This window comes from Actinomadura montaniterrae (assembly GCF_008923365.1).
Taxonomy (GTDB): domain Bacteria; phylum Actinomycetota; class Actinomycetes; order Streptosporangiales; family Streptosporangiaceae; genus Spirillospora; species Spirillospora montaniterrae.
In genome coordinates, this window is record NZ_WBMR01000085.1 from 1 (window position 1) to 17,212 (window position 17,212).

18 protein-coding genes are annotated in these 17,212 nt (G+C 71.7%); 9 read left to right on the top strand and 9 right to left on the bottom strand.

Features of this window, described 5'->3' with window-relative positions; translation table 11 throughout:
- The coding region (locus F9B16_RS26075) for a lysylphosphatidylglycerol synthase domain-containing protein (protein ID WP_151542769.1) at positions 1-238 on the top strand (238 nt) is incomplete at its 5' end.
- Between the two features lie 21 nt (positions 239-259).
- Here F9B16_RS26075 and F9B16_RS26080 read toward each other — a convergent pair.
- On the bottom strand, positions 260-1,069 hold the full coding sequence (locus F9B16_RS26080) for an amidohydrolase family protein (RefSeq protein WP_151542770.1): 810 nt from the start codon (positions 1,067-1,069) through the stop codon (positions 260-262).
- Positions 1,070-1,342: 273 nt separating this feature from the next.
- Between F9B16_RS26080 and F9B16_RS26085 the strand changes: the two genes are divergently transcribed.
- A complete protein-coding gene (locus F9B16_RS26085) occupies positions 1,343-2,506 on the top strand; it encodes a Cmx/CmrA family chloramphenicol efflux MFS transporter (RefSeq protein ID WP_151542771.1) in 1,164 nt (387 codons plus the stop codon).
- Here the strand turns inward: F9B16_RS26085 and F9B16_RS26090 are convergent.
- The 3 genes from F9B16_RS26090 to F9B16_RS26100 all read right to left on the bottom strand — a co-directional run bounded on the left by F9B16_RS26090 (position 2,466) and on the right by F9B16_RS26100 (position 4,607).
- Positions 2,466-3,260, bottom strand: coding sequence for an SGNH/GDSL hydrolase family protein (locus F9B16_RS26090; RefSeq protein WP_225991950.1), 795 nt, complete (start codon positions 3,258-3,260; stop codon positions 2,466-2,468). The genes F9B16_RS26085 and F9B16_RS26090 overlap by 41 nt on opposite strands.
- Before the next feature lie 361 nt (positions 3,261-3,621).
- Complete coding sequence (locus F9B16_RS26095; RefSeq protein WP_151542773.1) at positions 3,622-4,185, bottom strand: hypothetical protein; 564 nt, start codon at positions 4,183-4,185, stop codon at positions 3,622-3,624.
- Positions 4,182-4,607 carry an ATP-binding protein gene (locus tag F9B16_RS26100; RefSeq protein WP_151542774.1) on the bottom strand — a complete coding sequence of 142 codons (426 nt, stop codon included), beginning with the start codon at positions 4,605-4,607 and terminating at the stop codon, positions 4,182-4,184. Before F9B16_RS26100 ends, F9B16_RS26095 begins: the two co-directional genes overlap by 4 nt.
- Positions 4,608-4,934: 327 nt before the next feature.
- Between F9B16_RS26100 and F9B16_RS26105 the strand changes: the two genes are divergently transcribed.
- The 4 genes from F9B16_RS26105 (at position 4,935) to F9B16_RS26120 (ending at position 7,145) form a co-directional block, all read left to right on the top strand.
- Complete coding sequence (locus F9B16_RS26105) at positions 4,935-5,816, top strand: helix-turn-helix domain-containing protein (RefSeq protein ID WP_151542775.1); 882 nt, start codon at positions 4,935-4,937, stop codon at positions 5,814-5,816.
- Entirely contained in the window at positions 5,813-6,001 is a 189-nt protein-coding gene (locus tag F9B16_RS26110) for a DUF397 domain-containing protein (protein ID WP_151542776.1), read from the top strand. Before F9B16_RS26105 ends, F9B16_RS26110 begins: the two co-directional genes overlap by 4 nt.
- Before the next feature lie 117 nt (positions 6,002-6,118).
- Complete coding sequence (locus F9B16_RS26115; RefSeq protein ID WP_225991951.1) at positions 6,119-6,532, top strand: NUDIX hydrolase; 414 nt, start codon at positions 6,119-6,121, stop codon at positions 6,530-6,532.
- A 220-nt stretch (positions 6,533-6,752) separates the two neighbouring features.
- A complete protein-coding gene (locus F9B16_RS26120) occupies positions 6,753-7,145 on the top strand; it encodes a hypothetical protein (protein WP_151542778.1) in 393 nt (130 codons plus the stop codon).
- A 12-nt stretch (positions 7,146-7,157) separates the two neighbouring features.
- Here F9B16_RS26120 and F9B16_RS26125 read toward each other — a convergent pair whose 3' ends face one another.
- From F9B16_RS26125 to F9B16_RS26140, 4 genes are all read right to left on the bottom strand, one after another.
- Entirely contained in the window at positions 7,158-7,655 is a 498-nt protein-coding gene (locus F9B16_RS26125; RefSeq protein WP_225991952.1) for an excalibur calcium-binding domain-containing protein, read from the bottom strand.
- A gap of 290 nt (positions 7,656-7,945) precedes the next feature.
- Positions 7,946-8,197 (bottom strand): DNA-binding protein, encoded by a 252-nt coding sequence (locus tag F9B16_RS26130; RefSeq protein WP_225991953.1) that lies wholly within the window; start codon positions 8,195-8,197, stop codon positions 7,946-7,948.
- A 65-nt stretch (positions 8,198-8,262) separates the two neighbouring features.
- Positions 8,263-9,030, bottom strand: coding sequence for a hypothetical protein (locus F9B16_RS26135; protein WP_151542780.1), 768 nt, complete (start codon positions 9,028-9,030; stop codon positions 8,263-8,265).
- A 208-nt stretch (positions 9,031-9,238) separates the two neighbouring features.
- A complete protein-coding gene (locus F9B16_RS26140; RefSeq protein ID WP_192808996.1) occupies positions 9,239-10,657 on the bottom strand; it encodes a carotenoid oxygenase family protein in 1,419 nt (472 codons plus the stop codon).
- Positions 10,658-10,814: 157 nt separating this feature from the next.
- On the opposite strand from F9B16_RS26140, the gene F9B16_RS26145 reads away from it, so the two are divergent.
- A complete protein-coding gene (locus F9B16_RS26145) occupies positions 10,815-11,879 on the top strand; it encodes a hypothetical protein (RefSeq protein WP_151542782.1) in 1,065 nt (354 codons plus the stop codon).
- A gap of 9 nt (positions 11,880-11,888) precedes the next feature.
- Here the strand turns inward: F9B16_RS26145 and F9B16_RS26150 are convergent, their stop codons facing one another.
- Complete coding sequence (locus F9B16_RS26150; protein ID WP_151542783.1) at positions 11,889-12,314, bottom strand: limonene-1,2-epoxide hydrolase family protein; 426 nt, start codon at positions 12,312-12,314, stop codon at positions 11,889-11,891.
- 42 nt (positions 12,315-12,356) lie between these two features.
- On the opposite strand from F9B16_RS26150, the gene F9B16_RS26155 reads away from it, so the two are divergent.
- Together F9B16_RS26155 and F9B16_RS26160 are read left to right on the top strand one after the other, a co-directional pair.
- On the top strand, positions 12,357-15,524 hold the full coding sequence (locus F9B16_RS26155; RefSeq protein ID WP_151542784.1) for a BTAD domain-containing putative transcriptional regulator: 3,168 nt from the start codon (positions 12,357-12,359) through the stop codon (positions 15,522-15,524).
- Positions 15,525-15,655: 131 nt separating this feature from the next.
- Positions 15,656-17,209, top strand: coding sequence for an MFS transporter (locus F9B16_RS26160; RefSeq protein ID WP_151542785.1), 1,554 nt, complete (start codon positions 15,656-15,658; stop codon positions 17,207-17,209).
- Positions 17,210-17,212: the final 3 nt, after the last annotated feature.

Consider the following 17,212-nt stretch of genomic DNA (forward strand, 5'->3'; position numbering starts at 1 on the left):
CGCGGGGCCGGCCGACGCGCCGGCGCTGCTCGCCGCCTACCTGGCAGGCGCCACCGCGGGCGCGGCGGTGCCGGTGCCCGGCGGAATCGGCTCCACCGAGGCCGCGCTGGTCGCTGCGCTGGCCGCCGGCGGCATCGCGCCCGGCCCGGCGCTGCACGCCGTGCTGGTGTTCCGGGCCGTCACGTTCTGGGCGCCCGTCCCGGTCGGCGTGCTGGCCTGCCGGACGCTGCGCCGGTGACCGCCTTTACGTTGTAGATCATTAGATCCGGAAGACCGCCCGGGCGTTGCCGGACAGGAACGCCTCGCGCGCCGCGTCGTCCAGGCCCAGCTCGTCCAGGCCCTTCAGCGCCCGCTCCGGCGCGATCATCGGGAAGTTCGTGCCGAACATGACCTTGTGGTGCCGGTCCTGCGCCATGTACCGGACGAGCTCCGGCGGGTACCGGCGGACCGTGTACGCCGACGTGTCGATGTAGACGTTCGGGTGCTTGCGGCACACCGCGACCATCTCCTCCGTCCACGGGTACCCGATGTGGCCGCCCACGATGACCAGCTCCGGGAAGTCCAGCGCGACCTGGTCGACGTACGGGATCGGACGCCCCGTCTCGCTCGGCCGCAGCGGGCCGGTGTGCCCCACCTGCGTGCAGAACGGGATCCCGAGGTCCACGCACGCGGCGAACAGCGGATAGAACCGCCGGTCCGTCGGCGGCAGCTCCCACAGCCACGGCACCACCCGCAGGGCCTTGAAGCCCAGCTCGTCCACGCACCGCCGCAGCTCCCGGACGGCCTCCATCGGCCTGCGCAGGTCGACCGACGCCACGCCCGCCAGCCGGTCCGGCGCCTGCGCGACGAACGACGCGACCTCGTCGTTGCTCACGAGCGCGCCCTCCGGGCCGTACCAGGCGCTGATCAGCCCGACGTCCACCCCGCCGGCGTCCATGGCGCCGACCGTGACCGAGACCGGCACCTCCTCGTCCGGAGGCTTCTGCCCGGTCCACCGCCACAGCGAGTCCAGCATCTCGTGGCGCAGGAACCGGACCGTGCCGTGCTGCATCCACGCGTCGACGATCATCCCGTCTCCTCTCGACGAGCCGATTATCGTGTGGAGCCCGCGCCGCCGCGCTGGTAGCCTCGCGCCCATGTCCGGCCCGGAGGCGAACAGACGCTGACCCCCGGCGCGCCCGGCCCCTCGACGGCCGCCGCGCCGCGGTGCGGGCCGCCCTCCGACGCGATCGCGTCACCATGAGGGCCTTCTCTTCTCGCCGCCGCCGTCGCTGACGGCCGTCCGCGGCACTGCCCCCACCGATTCAGCGCACCCACCGTTCGCCGTCTCGGGAGTTCCGCCTTGCCTCTCGCCGTCTACGTCCTCGGCCTCGCCGTGTTCGCCCAGGGCACCTCGGAGTTCATGCTGTCGGGCCTGCTGCCCGGCATCGCCGCCGGCCTGCACGTGTCCGTGCCCGCTGCCGGGCTGCTCACCTCGGCCTTCGCCATCGGCATGGCGGCCGGCGCGCCGGCCATGTCGCTGCTCGCGCGGCGCCGGCGACGCCGCCGCGCCCTGCTCGCGTTCCTGTCCGCCTTCATCGCCACCCACGTGCTCGGCGCCGTCACCACCAGCTACGCCGTCCTGCTCGCCACCCGCGTCGCCGCCGCGCTCGCCAACGCCGGGTTCTGGGCGGTCGCGCTCGCCGCCGCCGTCGCGCTCGTCCCGCCGGACGCCCGGGCCCGCGCCACGTCCGTCGTCGTCGGCGGCGTCACCGTCGCGTGCGTCGCGGGCGTCCCCGCCGGCGCGCTGCTCGGCGGCCACTTCGGCTGGCGCTCGGCGTTCTGGGCGGTGGCCCTCGTATCGCTGCCCGCGCTCGCCGCCATCGCCCGGACGATCCCGGACGACCGCGCCCCCGCCGCGAGCGCGGCCGGCGAGCTGCGCGTCCTGTCCTCGCGGCCGCTCCTCGCCGCCCTCGCGACGAACGCGCTGTTCCAGGGCGCGACGTTCTGCACCTTCACCTACCTCGCGCCGCTCGCGACGCACGTCACCGGCGTCGGCGCCGCCTGGGTGCCCGCGCTGCTGGCGCTGTTCGGGCTCGGCTCCTTCGCGGGCGTCACGATCGGCGGCCGCGTCGCCGACGCCCACCCGCGCACCCTGATCGTCGCCGGGATGGCCGCGCTGGCCGCCGGCTGGACCGCCCTCGCCCTCACCGCGGGCTCCCCTCTGGCCGCCGTGCCGCTGGTGTTCGTCCAGGGCATGCTGGCCTTCGGCACCGGACCCGCGCTCATCGCCCGCGTCCTGCACCTGGCCGACGGCGCGCCGACGCTCGCCGGCGGGCTCACCACCGCGGCGTTCAACGTCGGCGCGACGATCGGCCCGTGGCTCGGCGGCCTCACGATCGGCGCGGGCCTCGGCTACCGCTCCCCCGCCTGGATGAGCGCCCTGCTCATGGCGTGCGCCCTCGCCACGGCGTCGGCGCCGCTTCTCAGGTCTGGTTCTGCAGCAACGCCTTCGCCGACCCGGTGAGCGCCGGCAGGTAGCCCAGCCGATGCCCCTTGGCGGTCGGGTGGTAGCTGGAGCCGATCGGGATCGTCACCGCGTGCAGCCAGTCGTCGCCGGAGCACAGCTCGTGCCCGGAGAACTCGTCGCGGACGTCCGACCAGGTGAACCCGGCCCGCCCGGCCGCCGCCTTCACGACGCCGTCGAGCACGTCGGCGGCGCCGTTCAGCGCCGTCCGCTTGGTGTTGCTCAGCCCCACGCACACGCTCACGATCTTGTAGAGGTGCGGGTACCCGAGCACCACCACCCGCGCGCCCGGCGCCTTCGCCCGGACCTTGCCGTACAGCGAGTCGAGCCGGCCCGGCAGCGTGTTCTTCATGAAGCTCTCCGCCGACGCCACCGCGCTCTGGCACGTCGACGCCGAATGCAGCACGCACGTCTCCATCACGTCGCTGAACCCGGCGTCATTCCCGCCGACGGTCATGCTGACCAGCGTCGTCGCCGAGCTCAGCGCGCCGAGCTGCCCCGACGCCACCGTCGCGGTCGTCGCACCCGAGCACGCGGCGAACGTGAACGAGCTCGTCCCGTTCGCCGCGGCCCACAGTTTCGGATAGGCGTTGTTGCTCCGGTTGCACGCCCCGCTGGCCGGGTCGTAATCCCCCGCCCCCGTACCGGACGAGTAGGAGTCGCCGAGGGCGACGTAGTTCGTCCCGGCCGCCGAAGCGGACCCGGACCAGGTGATCATGCCGGCGGCGAAGGTCACCGCACCGAAAACGGCCATACAGGGGCGGGAGAGGCGCATCTGAACTCCGGGGCGACGTACCGAATCGAGTCCCCCACCACATACCCGCCCCACCATTCCCCCAAGCCCCGACCTGATCAACTTTATTTCGTCACATTCCGCCATTGAAATGGCGGACAGCAAGGCATCACCGCATTAACGTCATACTCGGACGACTCTCGCCCGTCACACCCTCACCAGCCGTACCAGCGGCACCACCCCCGGCCATCGCGGGACCACCCGGTGCCGCAGGGGTGCCCGCACCCGCCATTTCCCTTGAGCCAGAAATAGGCGAAGCGCAAACCATCCATTCCCCTTGCATACCGCGAACGCATTATTGCCCGGACGACTTCCGGACCGGCTAGCTCCCTTTGCGGTAGCGCTCGTATTCGCGGGCGAGGATGTCGAACGGCATGGACGGCCAGCGGGTGAGCGCGCCGGTCTCCCGGTCGACGACCAGCAGCGGGCTCACGTCGTCGCCGGTGTCGAGCGCGCGGCGGACGACGAACCCATACGGGAATTCCTCGACGACAAGCGGCACGGGACGAGAGCCGGCCGCGAAATGGGCGTCGGCGCGGCGCCAGGCCTCGGCACGGTCGACGGCGACCGGGCGCACGGCGTACGCGGCGAGGACGTCGGACACGCCTTGCAGGGTCCGGCAGTCGGGGGTGCCGCAGCCGCTGCAGATCTCGCGGCCGTGCGGGTCATCGTCGGGGCGGTGCGCAGCCATCACGCAGGTGAGCGCGGCCGAGCAGGCCAGCACGAGCCGCCGCGCGTCGACCGAGAACCGGCGGCTGTACGGGTCGAGCCGCTCGTCGCGGCCGAGCGCGACCTCGATCGCGTGCGCGTCGGCGCGCATCGCCGCCGTCATCACCGCATGCACCCGCTGGCGTACCTGGTGGTGTGTCCAGGCGGCCCGCCTCACGCCGACCACTCCCCCGCGAACACGGCGGTCACCGTCCGGCCCCTGTCGTTGCCGTGCCAGCCCCAGCTCTCGGCGGTGAGCGAGATCGTGCGCAGCCCGCGCCCGCCCTCGGCGAGTTCGGCCGCGTGCAGCACGACGGGCTCGCCCGGCCCGCCCTGGTCGGCCACGGACACCGCGACGCGGCCGGCGTGCCGCGCCACCTCGACGGTGAACGCGCCGCCTTCCTGGCCGGACTTGGTGTGCCGGAGCGCGTTGACGACAAGTTCGTCGGCGGCGAGCAGCACGTCGTCGAGGTAAGGGCAGCCGGCCAGCAGGCAGCCGACGAAGCGGCGGACGGCGCGGGCCTGCTCGGCACCGCCGGGGAACGAGCGCCGCCAGCACAGCGGCGCGGACTCGGCTTCGCGGAGCATCGTCGAACACATGAGGACACCTCGGTCGGGACGGACATTCGCGTTGCGGATCAGTCGGGACACCCTTGTTCCGCAGGCCGATCGTCACACCGAGTCGCGCCTCGAGTCCGAAGAACCGGCGACCTATCGGGCTCGACGGGGTTATTGGCACGGGCGGCCCTCGCACGACCGAAGCCCGCCCGTGCAAATCCCGCACGTGCTGATTTCGCGATCCGCTCTCCGGCCCGTGCCGATATCGACGTCATGCCCGCTTGCGGTCGCTACATTGCCCTCGACGACAGTCACGGAAAGTCATGGATCCGCACATACGGTCATCGCTCCGTCTCAGGGAGGCGACTCATGCCGAGCCCGTACGTCCGCCGCCGTCGGCTCGCCGCCGAGATCCGCAGGCTCCGCGAGAGCCATGGCCTGACCACCGACGCTCTGGCCCGGCTGCTGTACCAGTCCCGGACCAAGATCACTCGTCTCGAGAACGCCCAGGTCCGCCCCGACCTCGCCGACATCATGAACATGCTCGACGCCCTGGGGATCACCGGCGGCCGCCACGACCGCATTCTCCAGCTGGCCCGCGAGGCCGCCCATAAAGGCTGGTGGGACCGCTACGGCATGTCCATGGGCCCTCGCCAGAAACTCTACGCCGACCTCGAATACAGCGCGGAATCCGTACGCGAGTACAACCAGACCGTGATGCCCGCGGTCTTGCAGGCGCCCGAGTTCATCTCAGCGCTCGTGGAACTGGACGAATGCCAAGGCAAGCTCGACTACGTTCCGGAGCGCATGGCCGAGGCACGCGTTCGACGGCAACAGGAACTCCTTCGGCCAGAAGGTCCCTCCTACGAGACCGTTTTGGACGAGTGCGTGATTCACCGGCTGGCTGTACCACCGCAGGCGATGGCCGCCCAACTCCGTCACATGATCAGGGTGGTCGCCGCGAACGAACGGGTGGCCATCCGTGTGCTCCGGCACGACGCCAGGATTCCGGGAGGCTTCCTTCCCAAATCGGCGTTCTACCTCTACACCTTCGCAGAGCCAGGCGACTCGCCCTTGGCGGTGGTCGACACCGTCACCACCGACCTGGTGTTGACCCAGCGAGGCGATGTGGCGCGATACACCAGAATCTATGACCGCCTGCGAGAGGCCGCCCTGCCTCGTGAAGACAGCATCACGTTCCTCGATCGGGTAGCCAACGAGCTCTCCGAGCAGACAGGATCGAGGGCATGACCAAGAACTTCCACGGCTGGCGCAAATCACGCCACAGCGAGCCGAATGGTGGTTGCGTTGAGGCTGGTCGAGCCGTCGACGGCACGATCGGTGTCCGCGACACGAAGCTCGATCGGAGCCCCGTCCTCGAGTTCTCCCCGGCCGAGTGGACGCGCTTCCTGAACCGCATCCGCCACGAGGCCTGACCGCGACCCGCCGTACTGATCATCGACCGCCGGATGGCGTGGGAGGATTCCTGGGTGGGTGGTCGGGCTGTGGGGCGGCGGGGGCTTGTCTGGGTTTGGCGGAGGTTGGGCGGGCGGGTGCAGTGGCGGCTTGCGCGGTTCCGGCATGACACGTTCCTCGTCTATGCGGCCGGCGTCGTCCGAGATGAGCAGGGGCGGGTTCTGCTGTTGCGGCATCGGCTGTGGCCCGAGTACCGCGCGTGGGGACTGCCCGGCGGCTACGTGAACGCGGGCGAGCGGCTGCAGGACGGCGTGGCCCGCGAGATACGGGAGGAGACCTCGCTGGAGGTGGAGGTCGACGGGACCCCGTTTCACGTCGCCAGCGGTTTCCGCCATCGGGTGGAGGCGTACTACGAGGCCAGGGTGACGGGTGGGCGGCTGTCGCTCGATCCGGCAGAGGTCCTAGAGGCGCGCTGGTGCGGGGCCGACGAGGTGCCGGACGAGATGTCCGTGCGGCTCCGGCCTCTTGTGGTCTCCCTGTTCCGCTCCTAAGCGCCCAACGCTGGACGAACGGGACGGTGGTCGCTGGCGTCGTATCCGCTATGCGCGTCTTGCGGTGGGGTGGTGCCGAAGGCGTTCCGTGCCGACATTATCGCGACTGGGACAACTGGCAGCACAAGAAGCCCCTGGCCGACCACTGAGCCCCACTGGCCGCGAAAGGCTGGCGTTGACGTTGAGTAGCGAACACGAGCTACGGAAGTCCTATCGGTCCGTGCTTGTCTCGTTCTGGTCCGTTGGAGCGGTGCTGGCCGCCGCCATGGCGCTGGCGGCCGGTGTCGCGGTCGGTATCGCCAACTTCATCTTCTTGGTCGTCGCTCTTCCATTCGCGTTGAATGCGTGGCGGTTCCAGCGCGAGTCGGTAGAACGCGAGCGTGACGGCGTGGTTCTTCGACGTCTGAGGGATCGGCGGATCCTCTGGTCGCAGATGTCAGAGGTCCGGGCCGAGAAGACGGTGACCGGGAGGCGCCTACTCCTGGTGCTGCACGATGGCGAAACCGTCGCTCTTCCTGTTCCGTGCGATCTTGGGCCCGTGAAGGAGCGGGACTTCGACGGGAAGGCGGAGGCGCTGCGTGCGTGGCGGAGCGACGGTCGGGCGCGCACCTAGCGGATCCATGACTCAGGTCGTCGCGGCGGTCAGGTGGGGGCGGAGCGGGGTGGCGAAGGGTTCGCCGCCTGGGACCTGGTCGGACGAGTGCTGGTCGCCCGAACTCGGGGCCGACGGCTCCTCGGTGGAAGGCGGTCCACTGGTCTCGGGCGGTGACGGCTCCTCAGTGGTTGGCGGCGGCTCGGTAGGCGTAGACGGCTCCTGAGTGGGAGGCGAGGGCTGCTCGGTGGAAGGCGAGGGCGACTCGGTAGGAGACGAGGGCTGCTCGGTTGGCGCCGACGGGGGCGATGTCTCGACTTCGCCGGGTTCGCAGTCGATGCCGTCGTGGTCTCGGTCGATGTACCAGTAGTACTCCGGGTCGACGCCCCTGACGTAGTCGTAATAGCCGTGCGCGTTGGCCTCCTTGCAGGTGCGGAAGCGCGGGTCGAGGCCCGGGCTGCTCGGGGCCGGGCTGCTCGGGGCCGGGCTGCCGGTGGCCGAGTGGTGAGGGGCGGGGACGGTCGTGGTCACGGGTGGGGGCGTGCTCTTAGGTGGGGACTTCGTCACCGTCCGGGTGGGCTCCTGCTGCGTCTGGTGCTGGGTCTGCTCTCCGCAGGCACCGAGGAGTGCGGCCGCGGACAGCCAGGCGAAGGCCGCGGCCAGCCGCCGTGGGCGGAAACCCGGCCGCGATGGAGTCCGAGAAGGCGCCATGGATTCGACCATTCCACCCCAAAGACCCCTTTAAGGGCATGGAACGCCAAGCTTTCCCCAAAAGCTGACGGACGTGGTGGATCCGCCGTCCATCACCACGAGGTGCGGCGTCAGGCCGTCCGTTCGGCGAACGCAGCGCCGCTCTCCACGTCCTCTTCATAGACCGGAATCCGGTCGATGTGCAGCGCCTCAATGAGCGCGGCGGTCGGCACCTTGTAGCGGTGCCCGAGTCTCATCACGGGACACGGGAAAGCATTGGCATGGACGAGCTTGTATGCCGTGCCGATGGAGACTCCGACAGCGCGTCCAGCGGTCCGGAGATCGACCACGACAGGAAGACCGAACAATTCGGGAAACGTCACAGGCAGCACATGTCCCGGACGGTCACTTTGCCGGGACCTCTCGCCGTGCGGAAGCCGCATTGAGGTCAAGCCGCGTCTCCCTCGGGTCGAGGGTGCATGTGTCCGCGCTTTTCCGGGGTCGAGTCCTCGGCATCTCCCTGAATTCGCAGATACCCGACCAGCCGCCCCTCCGCGCGGGCGCGACGCCGATGACAGGCCTGGTAGCGGAGCCCCATGCTCTCCGCGATCGCCCCCAGGCGCTCCCCCTCCAGACGCGTCTTGTTGATCAGTTGCGCTTCCGAGATGGAGATCACGCCTTCGTGGACGGCCTCCACGAGCGGCCGCACTTCATGATCGCCCAGTTCCTGCCGTGCGGCGTTCAGCGCGAGTTCCTCGCTCGGCACTTCGCGCGACCTCTGAAGCCGCACCTGCGCCGCGCGACGACGCGCAGCCCACCACAACGATGCACCGATCCTGGCCTGCGCGGCGTCCACCTTCTGCAGTTCCTCGAAGAAGGCGGTCACGGCCTCGGAGGCGACGTCGCCGCTGTCGGCTCCCCATCCGCCGTAGTGACGAGAGATCTTGCGAAGTGCCGGCAGCAGCAGCCAGATCGCCGCGAGCTTCCACTGCTCGTCGCCGCCCCGCGCGCGTTGAACGATCTTCCGCCAAACCTCGTCCTGGAAGTCCTCAGACGCGTGTCCCTCGAGCAACAGGTCGCGCACCTGACCGAGATCGAGGGGGCTTCCGCACCATACCGGCTCGTCCAGTTTTATCGCGACCATACCGGATTCCCGGAATCGATCCTCGATCGCATCGAAGAGGTCACCTGACAGCAACCTGGGCATATCGACCATCGCCTCTCATCGGGGTTGCGCGGAGGGGTCGCCTCTCCACGCGAGGGCCAGCGAGCCTTGTCGCCGATATAAACGTCCGAGAAGGGGCAGGATTCAACAGCCGATCAAGAAGATTTTCCCGGCTGTAACAAACGATCCCGTCTGGACAGCATAGAAATAGCCCGTTCTTCCCCAAATCAGACAGCGCGTCTGCGCCAGAACCAGCGCGTCAACGCGGAGGGGTGGCTATACGGGTGGTGAAGGAGCCGTGGAAGCCCATGGGGATGTGGTGGCGCAGATGGGCGACGGCGAGCGGCTCTGCCTCGACGTCCTGGGCGCCCAGGACGAGCAACCGCGACCGGTGCTCGTCCGGGTCGTAGGCGAGGGTGAGCAGCCAGCCGTCCCCTTCGTCCGCATCGGGTGTTCGGGGTACGAACACGGGCTCGCCGAAACCGTGTCCGGGCGGCAGTTCATGGGTCGTCCGGCGGCCGGTGACGTGGTCGTATGCGTGAATGCCCGTGCTGGTCGGTGTGCGGCCGGCGAAATAGGTGTAGCGATGTGGGCGGCCCGCCTGGCGGACGTCGGCATGCGGCAGTTCCATCGGCCCGCCGCACACCTCCTGTTCCTCGATTCTTCCGGACGAGGAGACTCGATATCGCATCAGCGCGTCACCCCATGGAAAATCGCTGGTGCGGAAATCGCGGAAGCGGGTGGCCACCTGGTCCCAGTCGGCGAAGCGCACGAACTCCACGACCACGTCGTCGCCGTCCTCGAACGCGTTGACGAAATGGAATCCGAGCAGCGCCTTGTGCTCGATGACCCGCGCCTTGCCGCCGTCCCGGGGGACGATCGCGAAACACGTCGGGCGATCCGGCTCGTAGGTCAGGGCATCCGCTATCGACCCGGTCCCCAGCAGGATCGGCCCCGCCTTCGGAATGACCGGGTTGATGACGAACACCAGGTAGCGGCGGGTGAGCGCGAAATCATGGTTCCACGGACTGTAGGGCAGCGATATCCGCGGCATGTGCTGCAACTTCCCGCGCGGATCGACCCGGTAGCAGCGCAGGCTCCGCAGCCGCGTGAAGTCCATTCCGAAGTTGAACAGCTCGCCGGTCTCCGGGCAGCGCGACGGGTGCGCCGAGAAGGCCGACATCAGCTTCAGCCGACCGTCGAACGAGTGCTCGCCGAGCGTCTCCAGGCTGTCCGGGTCCAGCCGATAGGGCCGTCCGCCCTCCCATAGCGCCAGCAGTTGCCCGCCGTGGAGCACCACTCCGGTGTTGGCGACGTTCGCCGGCGGCCGGAGCATGTTGCCCAATACCCCGCCGGGCCGCTGAGTGCCCAGCCCACGCAGCCCGGCCCGCCCTTTCCGCTGGCCGTAGCGGTAATGCCTCGTCCTTACATAGCGGTTCCGGTAATGGATCCGGCCGTCACCCGGGAACGAGAAGAGCGACACCATTCCGTCGCCGTCGAAAATGTGGTCGAGCAGGGTCTCACCGACCTGCCAGCATCCGGGGCCATTCCGGTAGAGCGTCCCGACCAGACCGTCCGGAAGCCGCCCGTCGATCTCGCCGATCTCGTAGTCGTGCTCCTCGGCGAGCGCATCGTAAAGCCCGTGCCACGCCTCGACACCCTCGGCTGCTGCGGTCACGCCCGACTCCTCACCCGAAGAGGTCCCCAGTCACCAGAGCGTCCCACACCGTCCAAACGTAGTTCAACACCTAACGACTACCCTTCACCAGGGCACTCCCCGCAGCGGCTGTAAAGCGGTCGACTCCGGGGGCGGGGGGTGCCCAGAATCGGATGGCATGGGGCATCGAGCGAACTACGTTGTCGTGGAGCGGGGCGCGCACCGGGTGCACTATTCCCAGTTCGGGGCGCTTTCCCTCGGGGCCGATCCGCTGATGGGGCCTGAGGAGCTGGAGTCCTACATCCGCTCCCTGGAGACCCGGGAGCAGTTGACCGACGACGTGTGGTGCGAGGGTTCGCTGGTGCTGGACCTTGACACCCGGACACTGCTGTTCTGGAGCGAGCACTGCGCGGCGGGCGTGAACCTCGAGCTGCGGCGGGCGCTGCTGCGCCTGGTCGGGGAGCTGTGGCCGGGGTGGACGGTCCGCTGGGCGGCCCGCGAGCACGCCGAGGTCGTCGCCCATCTCGGGCTCGCTCCCGAGGGACTGATCAGTACTCGGGAGCCGGAGGACGGGCCGGCCGTGGACGAGGTGGTCGCGAGCCTCAACGAGGGCATGCGGATGCTGGGCGTGCCGAAGAACGTCGAGGACCAGCGGCGCGAGATCACCGAGCACGGCGATCCCGACCCCTACTACCTGGACGCCGAGACGATCCTGACGGTCCGGTTCGGCGACGGCGTGGTCCGCGACTTCAGCACCATGTACAGGATCGCCGATGTCCTCAGGTCGGGCGCGGAGCTGGTGCCGGCGCTGGAGTCCGCGCCCGGCACGTCACTGCCCCGGGTGGAGCACGTGAGGAGCGGGGCCCTGATCGACGTCCAGACCCGCACGGTGACGGCGTGGCCCGTGCAGCCGCTCCGAGCGGAGGATCACGCGGAGCGCTGGCCCGGTTGGCAGGTGACCTGGACCGATCTCGGGCTCCCGGGCCAGGTCGCGGCGACCGGCCGCGATCCCGTCGCGGTGGCCCAGACTCCCGCGCATCTCGCCCGCGAGGCTGCGGCCCTGGTGGGCGCGTCCGACCAGGTGGCGCAGGTGCAGCAGGGGCTGGAGGAGCACATCGCCCAGGTGCGCGGCGAGGGGGCCGAGATCCTGGCGCAGGCCGAGCGGGCACCGGTCCCGCCTGCGCCGCGCGACGGGCGCGCGGAGCTGGCGCTGCGAATCATCGAGCTGTACGGGGCGGAGTGACGGCCGCTGCTAGCTGGTGCGGGTTCGGGGGCGGGGGGATAGGGCGGCGCGGAGGACGCCGCCCAGGCCCTTGGCGGAGGCGGCGAGGAAGGTCGTCCAGTCGAAGTAGTCGCGCCACAGGGTGATGAGGCCGTCGTGGACCTCGAAGGTGCCGCAGACCCAGAACTCGGCGCGCCACGAGCCGGCCTCGAGGACGTCGGTGCGTTCGGTGAGGACGACGGGGCCGTTCGCGGCGATGTTGTGGACGCGCGCCTCGAAGCCCGTGCCGTAGCGGGTCATCGCGCGCAGGGTCTTCTCGACGGCGGGGAGGCCGCGGGCGGGGGGAAGCGGGACGTTCTGGTAGACCATGCCCGGGGCGGCGAGGGCGAGGGCCCGGTCGACGTCGAGGGCCTCGAGGGCGGAGAGGAACTCGCGGACGATCTGGATCTCGGTCATGGACGACCACGGTACTTGAGGGGATACGCCACAATCAGGGCCATGCTGTTCGGGGTTCTGGGGCCCGTCGAGGCCCATGGCGAGGCGGGGTCCGTCGCGGTGGGGGGTCCGCGGGTGCGGGCGCTGCTGGCGATGCTCGCCCTGGACGCGGGCCGCGTCGTGACGGGCGAGCGGCTGATCGACGGCCTGTACGGGGAGGAACCGCCGGCCGGGGCGGCGAACGCGCTGCAGTCGCAGGTGTCGCGGCTGCGGCGGGGGCTGGGCGACGCGGCGCTGGTCGAGGGGCATCCCGCCGGGTACCGGCTGCTCGCCGAGCGGGACGCGGTCGACGTGCACCGGTTCGAGGGGCTGGCCCGGGACGGAAGGCGGGCCCTGGGCGCGGGCGATCACGTGCGGGCGGCCGCGCTGCTGCGGGAGGCGCTGGAGCTGTGGCGGGGCCCGGCCTTGGCGGACGTGCGGTCCGCGCCGTTCGCGGACGCGCAGGCGGCGCGGCTGGAGGAGGCGCGGGCGGCGGTCGCCGAGGACCACGCGGAGGCGCGGCTCGCGCTCGGCGAGTTCGACGCGGTGATCCCGGAACTGCGCGGCCTGCTGGACGCGCGGCCGCTGCGGGAGCGCGCGCGGGCGCTGCTGATGCGGGCCCTGTACGGGGCGGGACGGCAGGCGGAGGCGCTGGAGGCGTTCGAGGACGGCCGGCGCGTCCTCGCGGACGAACTCGGCGCGGACCCGTCACCCGAGCTGGCGGACGTCCACATGGCGATCCTCCGCGGCGACGTGGAGGGGCCCGTGGCCCAGGCGGAGGACGTCCGGCTGAACCTGCCGGCGCAGTTCACCAGCTTCGTCGGCCGCGAGGAAGAGGTCCGGCGCGTCGGCGCGATGCTGGCCGGCGGCCGGCTCGTGACGCTGCTCGGGCCGGGCGGCGCGGGCAAGACGCGGCTGGCGGTCGAGGCGGCGGGCCGCGAGGACGGCGAGGTCTGCTTCGTCGACCTCGCCCCGGTCGACCGGGCCGAGGTGACCAAGGCGGTGCTCGGGGCGCTCGGGCTCCGCGAGAGCGCGATGATGGCGGGCCCCGGCGAGCCGCCGGCGGACGCGGCGGAACGGCTGGTCACGGCGTTGAGCGGGCGGCGGATGCTGCTCGTCCTGGACAACTGCGAGCACGTGGTCGCGACCGTCGCGCCGCTGGCGCACCGGCTGCTGAGCGCCTGCCCGCTGCTGCGGGTGCTGGCGACCAGCCGGGAGGCCCTCGCGATCACCGGGGAGGCGCTGTGGCCGCTGCCGCCGCTGGCGCTGCCGCCCGAGGGCACGCCCGCCGCGGAGGTCACCGCGTATCCGGCGGTGCGGCTGTTCGCCGACCGGGCCGCGGCGGTGCGTCCGGGCTTCGCGGTCGACGAGGGCAACGTGGACGCGGTGCTGCGGATCTGCGGGGCGCTCGACGGGCTGCCGCTGGCGATCGAGCTGGCGGCGGCGCGGCTGCGGTCGCTGCCGGTGGAGCAGGTCGCGACCCGGCTGGACGACCGGTTCCGGCTGCTGTCGCGCGGCAACCGGACGGCGGCGCCCCGGCACCAGACGCTCCGCGCCGTCGTCGAGTGGAGCTGGGAGCTGCTGGACGACGCGGAGCAGACTCTCGCGCGGCGGCTGACGGTGTTCTCCGGCGGGCTGACGCTGGAGGCGGCCGCGCGGGTCTGCGACCTCGACGACGCCGACGAGCTGCTCGTCGAGCTGGCCGACAAGTCGCTGCTGCAGAGCGACGGGACCCGGTACCGGATGCTCGACACCGTCCGGGCGTTCTGCGCCGAGCGGCTGGAGGAGGCCGGCGAGGACGAGCGGTTCCAGCGGGCGCACGCCGAGTACTTCCTGGACCTCGCGCGGCGTGCGGAACCGCACCTGCGGGGCGCCGAGCAGCTGGAATGGCTCGGGCTGCTGGCCGCCGACCACGGCAACCTGCACGCGGCGCTGCGCCGCGGCGTCCGCCTCGACACCGTGCTGGCGCTGCGGATGGTCGCGGCGCTGTCGTGGTACTGGTGGCTGCGCGGCCGGATCGAGGGCGCGTCGATCTCGGCCGAGCTGCTGGACGTCGTCGGCCTCGACCCGCCGGAAGGGTGCGAGGAGGAGTACGTCCTGTGCGTGATGAACGCGGTGTCGGCGGGCGTGACGGGCGACCGCGCGCAGATCTGGCTGGACCGCGCGGAGACGCTGCTGCACGGCATCCGCCGGGTGCTGACGTACCCGTCCACGATCGTGCAGTACGCGCTGACGGCGGGACCGAGCCGGACGCAGTTCGCGGTGTTCTCGGTACACGTCGGCGACGACCCGTGGGCGCGGGCGCTGATCAACATGAGCGACGGGTTCCTGCGCCAGTTCAGCGGGGAGATCGACCGCGCCGAGGAGTCGTGCACGGCGGCGGTCACGGGGTTCCGGGAGTGCGGCGACCGGTGGGGCACCGCGAACTCCCTCGACCCGCTCGCCCAGATCGCGGACTGGCGCGGCGACCGGAAGCGCGCGCTGGAGCTGCTGGACGAGGCGCTCGAACTCACGGGGCAGCTCGGCGCGCTGGAGGACACCGCCGACCTGCTGTACCGGCGCGCGGAGGTCCTCGTCCACGCCGGCGACCCGGACCGGGCGGCCGCCGAGCTGGAGCGGGGCATCGAGCTGGCGCGCCGGGCGGGCGCCCCCGACAAGGTCGCGGGCGGCCACACCGGCCTCGCGGGGATCGCGCGGCTGCGCGGCGACCTCGCCGAGGCGCGGCGGCTGTACGAGGCGGCGCTGACGCAGTTCGCGTCGGAGCGGTTCATCGCGCGGGCGGTGCGCGGGACCGCGCTGGTCGGGCTCGGCTGGATCGCGGCCGCCGAGGGCGACGCGGCGCGCGCGCGGGAGCTGTTCCGGGAGGCGCTGAGCATCTCGTCCGACCACCCGATCTTCACCTACCAGGCCGAGGCCGCCGTGGGGCTCGGCGGCGCCGCGCTCGCCGAGGGCGACGCCGAGCGGGCCGCGCGGCTGGCGGGCGTCGCGGCGCTGCTGCGCGGTCCGCAGGTCCCCGGGGACGCCGACGCCGAGCGGGTCCAGGCGGACGCCCGGGCCGCGCTCGGCGACGCACGCTACGACGCCGCCTTCGCCGAGGGCGCCGCCCTCGGCCGCGACGAGGCCCTCGCGATGCTCGACGTGGGCGCCGGCCTGCCCCCGTCCGACTCCTGGCGCGAGCTGACCGGCGACTGACCCGGCACCCGCCGCCCGGGCCCCGCGTCCCGGGTCGCGCCGGGCCCGCGCACCGACTCGCGCACCGCCGGGTGCGGGACGGTCAGCGGACGGTGCGCGCCCCGTCAGCGCGCCCCGCGAACCTTGCGGACATGTACTCCTCAGCCCGCAAATGGGGCACGTTCGCGATCTGCTGCCTCCTCGCCATCGTGCCGAACATCGACCTGACCGCGCTCAACCAGGCCATCCCCCACCTGAGCGCCGACCTGCACCCGTCCGCCACCCAGATCCTGTGGATCGCCGACGCCTACGGGTTCGCGCTCGCCGGCCTGCTGATCACCATGGGCGGGATCGGCGACCGGATCGGGCACAAGAAGCTGCTGCTCACGGGCACCGCGCTGTTCGCCGTCGCGTCCACCGTCACCGCGTACGCGCCGAGCGCCGAGCTGCTGATCGCGGCGCGGGCACTGCTCGGCGTCGCCGGCGCGACCCTGATGCCGTCCGGGCTGTCGCTGATCCGCCGGGTCTTCAGCGACCCGAAGGAGCGGACGATGGCGATCGGCATCTTCAGCGGCATCGGCGGCCTCGCGGTCGGCCTCGGCCCGGTCATCGGCGGCGCGCTGCTGGACCACTTCTGGTGGGGCTCGGTCTTCCTGATCAATGTGCCGATCATGGTCGTGGCGTTCGCCGCCGGGGCGCTCGTGCTGCCCGAGACGCGCACCGCGGTGACCGGACGGCTGGACCTGGTGAGCGTGCCGCTGTCGATCGCCGGCGTCCTCGGCCTGGTGTACGCGGTCAAGGAGGCGGCGGCGCACGGCGTGGACGAGCCCCGGGTGGCCGTCGCCGCGGTGATCGGCGCCGTCGCGCTCGCCGCGTTCTGGATCCGGCAGACCCGGATCGCCGAGCCGCTGATCGACGTCCGGCTGTTCCGCCGCGCCGCGTTCTCCGGCTCCGTCGGCACCAACATGTTCGCGATGTTCGCCCTGGTCGCCCAGTCGCTGATCTTCTCGCTGTTCTTTCAGCTGGCGCTCGGCTGGTCGCCGCTGAAGGCGGGCCTCGCCGGGCTGCCCGGCGCCGCCGGCGCCATGGTCGGCGGCGCCGCCCTCGCCCCGCCGCTGATCAACGCCCTCGGCCGCGCCCGGGTCGTCGCGATCGGCATGCTGGTCTCCGCCTGCGGGTTCTCCCTCTTCGTCACCGTCGGCCTGGACACCTCCTACTGGGTGATGCTGGCGGGGATGCTGTGCTCCGGCATCGGGATGGGGATGGCCCTGACCACCACCGCCGACACCGTCCTCGCGTCCGTCCCGAAGGACCGCTCCGGCGCCGCGTCCGCGATCTCCGAGACGGCGACCGAGCTGGGCGGCGCGCTCGGCATGGCGATCCTCGGCAGCGTCCTGAACGCCGTCTACCGCGACGCCCTGCACGTGCCGGCGAACGTCCCCGCCCCGGCCGCGTCCGCGGCCCGCGACTCCCTCGCCGGCGCCTTCGAGGCCGCCTCCTCCCTGCCCGCCAAGGTCGCCGGCCCGTTCCTCGGCGCCGCCCGCGACGCCTTCGTGGACGGCATGCACGGCGCCCTGCTCTGCAGCGCGGGCCTCGCCGCCCTGGTCGCGGTCTTCGCCCTGGTCACCCTCCGCTCCGTCCCCAAGGTCATCCCCGACACCACCGACGAGACCCCCGACGAAACCCCCGTCCCCACCCCCCGATGACCC